This is a genomic window from Streptomyces sp. NRRL B-24572 (genome assembly GCF_002156145.1).
Taxonomy (GTDB): domain Bacteria; phylum Actinomycetota; class Actinomycetes; order Streptomycetales; family Streptomycetaceae; genus Streptomyces; species Streptomyces vietnamensis.
Genome location: NZ_MWIG01000688.1, coordinates 1 through 3188 on the forward strand (window position 1 = coordinate 1; position 3188 = coordinate 3188).

1 protein-coding gene is annotated in these 3188 nt (G+C 76.2%); it reads left to right on the top strand.

The window, feature by feature from the left end; all coding sequences use genetic code 11:
• Positions 1–4 precede the first annotated feature (4 nt).
• A partial coding sequence (locus tag CCN56_RS33615) for an ATP-dependent DNA helicase (protein WP_086831624.1) occupies positions 5–3188 on the top strand: 3184 nt, incomplete at its 3' end.

Below are 3188 nucleotides of genomic sequence, written 5' to 3' on the forward strand. Positions count from 1 at the left end.
GGGGATCCAGCGGGGCCGGCAGCGGACCCCGGGCGCGTACCGACTGGTGCGCACCACGCCGGCCCCGCTGGATCCCCCTCAGCTGGACGCAGTCCAGCGGGAAGTGGTTGACCACACCGGCGGACCTCTCCTCGTCCTCGCCGGACCCGGCACCGGCAAGACGACCACCCTCGTCGAGGCCGTCGCCGCCCGCATGGAGAACGGCGCCGACCCCGAACGCCTCCTCGTCCTCACCTTCAGCCGCAAGGCCGCCGTCGAACTCCGCGACCGCATGGCCGGCCGGCTCGGCGGCCGCCGCCCGCCGCAGGCGACGACCTTCCACTCGTACTGCTACGCCCTGATCCGCGCCCACCAGGACGCCGAACTCTTCGCCGAACCGCTCCGGCTGCTCTCCGGACCCGAGCAGGACCTCGCCGTCCGCGAACTGCTCGCCGGCCAGATCGACCTGGAGAAGGCGGGCCTCGGCCGGGTCCGCTGGCCCGACGAACTCCGCGCCTGCCTCACCACCCGGGGCTTCGCCGACGAGGTACGGGCCGTCCTCGCGCGCTCCCGCGAACTGGGCCTCGGGCCGGACGCGCTGGCCCGCTTCGCGGACCGGGTCGGCCGCCCGGACTGGAAGGCGGCGGCCGGGTTCCTCGCCGAGTACCTCGACGTCCTCGACCTCCAGGGCGTCCTCGACTACGCGGAGCTCGTCCACCGGGCCGTACCGCTCGCCCGGGACGCGCGCGTGCCCGCGTACGACGCGATCTATGTCGACGAGTACCAGGACACCGACCCGGCACAGGTCCGGCTGCTGCACGCGCTCGCGGGCGGCGGTCGCGGCACGGTCGTCGCCTTCGGCGACCCGGACCAGTCCATCTACGCCTTCCGCGGCGCCGACGTGAACGGCATCCTCGACTTCCCGTCCACCTTCGGCGGCGCGACCGTCCGGGTCCTGCGCACCTCCCGCCGCTCGGGCGCGGAGCTCCTCGGGGCGACCCGGCAGCTCGCCCAGCGGATGCCGATGCCCCGGCTCCCCGCCGACAAGGTCCGCGCCCACCGCGAGCTCGCCCCGGTCCGGGACGGGGGCCGGGCGGAGGCGTACACCTACCCCACGGCCTCGGCGGAGGCCGAGAACATCGCCGACCTGCTGCGCCGCGCGCACCTGGAGGACGGGGTCCCCTGGCAGGACATGGCCGTCCTCACCCGTGCCGCCGCCTCCCTCCCGTCCCTCCGCCGTGCCCTCACCTCGGCGGGAGTCCCGGTGGAAACGGACGCGGCGGACACTCCACTGCGCCACGAACCGGCGGTGACGCCCCTGCTGCTGGCGCTGAGAGCGGTGGCAAGCGTTGTGGGCATGCGTTCCGCAGGGGCGGAACCGGTGGGCACGACCCACGACGGCGCCGCACCGTCGGCGCACCCCTCGGACGCCGCGTCCGCGCAGGACGGCGACCCCGCCGATCCCGCCCCCGGTGCGGCGGGCACCTCGGAGGCGCCCGGCACCGAAGCGGCCTGGCTACCCGTAGAGACCGCCCTGGAACTGCTCGCCTCACCCCTCGCAGGGGTGGACCCCGCAGACCTCCGCCGCCTGGGCCGCGCCCTACGGGACGAGGAGAGGGCCGGCGGGAACAAGGTCCCGCCGCCTTCGGACGTCCTGCTCGCCCAAGCACTGGCGCAGCCGGAGCGCCTCGCCGCCCACGACCCCGCCTACGCCCGCGGCGCCCAGCGCCTGGGCCTGCTCCTCCAGGAGACCCGCACCCTCCTGAAGAACGGCGGCACCGCCGAAGAGGCCCTCTGGGTCCTCTGGAGCGGCACCCCCTGGCCCGGCCGCCTGGAGCGCGCCGCCCTGCGCGGCGGCCCCGCCGGGCGCAACGCCGACCGTGACCTCGACGCCGTCTGCGCCCTGTTCGAGACCGCCGCCCGCGCCGAGGAGCGCGTCGGCGGCCGAGGTGTCCTCAACTTCCTGGAGGAGCTCGACGCCCAGGACATCGCCGCCGACACCCTCACCCGCCGGCACACCCGCCCGGACGCCGTCCGGCTGATGACCGCCCACCGCTCCAAGGGCCTGGAGTGGAGCTTCGTCGTCGTCGCCGGCGTGCAGGAGGGCCTCTGGCCGGACCTGCGCCGCCGGGGCTCCCTCCTCGAAGCCGACCGCATCGGCCGCGACGGCCTCGCCGAACCCCTCACCCCCGGCGCCCTCCTCGCCGAGGAGCGCAGGCTCTTCTACGTGGCCGCCACGCGCGCGCGTGACCGGCTCGTCGTCACCGCCGTGAAGGCCGCCGCCGAGGACGGGGACCAGCCGTCCCGGTTCCTCACCGAGCTCGGCGCCGAGCCGAAGGACGTCCCGGGCCGCCCCCGCCGCCCGCTCGCCGTCTCCGCCCTGGTCGCCGAGCTCCGCGCCACCACCGTCGACCCGGAGGCCTCGCCCGAGCTCCGGGAGGCGGCCGCCGACCGGCTCGCCCGGCTGGCCGCGCTCACCGACGACGAGGGCCAGCCGCTGGTCCCGGCCGCGCACCCGGACCGCTGGTGGGGCCTGTTCGAGCCGACGCGCAGCCCGGCGCCGCTGCGCGAGCGCGACCGGCCGGTGGCGCTGTCGCCGAGCGCGCTCGAGAACCTGGTCTCCACCTGCTCCCTCCAGTGGTTCCTGGGCCGCGAGGTCAAGGCGGCGGCCCCCGCCACCGCGGCCCAGGGCTTCGGGAACGTCGTCCACGTCCTCGCCGACGAGGTCGCCTCCGGACGCACCCCGGCCGACCTCGACGTCCTCATGGCCCGGCTCGACTCCGTCTGGGACGCCCTCGCCTTCGACGCGCCCTGGAAGTCGGCGCAGGAGAAGCAGCACGCGCGCGTGGCCCTCGAACGCTTCCTGAGCTGGCACGTCATGGACCGCGGCGGCCGCACCCCCGCCGCCTCCGAGCACGGCTTCGACGTGACCCTGGAGGCGGGGGAGTACGAGGTCCGCATCCGGGGCTCCATGGACCGGGTCGAGACCGACGAGCACGGGCGCGCGTACGTCGTCGACTTCAAGACCGGCAAGTCCGCCCCCACCAAGGACGAGGTCGCCCACCACCCGCAGCTCGCCGTCTACCAGCTCGCCGTGCGGGAGGGCGCCCTCGACGAGGTCTTCGGCGGCGACCGCCCGGAGCCCGGCGGCGCCGAGCTCGTCCAGCTGCGGCAGGCCGCCCTCCTTCTTCGGGGCGGCCTGCCGCAGC